Origin of the sequence: Acidisoma cellulosilyticum (assembly GCF_020621385.1) — a bacterium.
Classification (GTDB): domain Bacteria; phylum Pseudomonadota; class Alphaproteobacteria; order Acetobacterales; family Acetobacteraceae; genus Acidisoma; species Acidisoma cellulosilyticum.
The window spans coordinates 1-360 of the sequence record NZ_JAESVA010000051.1; the positions used below are offsets into that span (position 1 = coordinate 1).

Here is a 360-nt window from a genome sequence, read left to right on the forward strand (position 1 = left end):
CAAGACCCGTCGATCATCGACACGAGGCACTCCGCGCACCTTCGTCGGCAGTAGAGGCTGGATAACTGACCACTCGTAATCAGTCAGATCAAAGCGGGCCATGGTTCGATCTCCTTTCAGAAATCGAATCACACCCCGCCGAGCCGTTCAAAGCTCTTTATGGGTTCCTGTCCTAGAGCAGATCACAGTCAGATGGAATCATCTGACCGGGATCTGCTCTAGCTGTTTAGTCCCGGCATTTGGTGGAGTGGATTTAATCTGAATCTTTCTGGCTCATTTGTCCAGGTTTTGCAGATGAACTGATGAGGGGTCAGGCCTCTTAGGGTCTTTAGCCTTCGGGCGAAGTTATAGGCTGAGACG

General features: G+C 51.7%; 2 pseudogenes. Both read right to left on the bottom strand.

Annotation, left to right across the window (positions count from 1 at the left end):
- Positions 1-102 (bottom strand): annotated as a pseudogene (locus ACELLULO517_RS28485) (IS5/IS1182 family transposase); the annotation flags it as partial.
- Positions 103-218: 116 nt separating this feature from the next.
- Positions 219-360 (bottom strand): annotated as a pseudogene (locus ACELLULO517_RS28490) (IS481 family transposase); the annotation flags it as partial.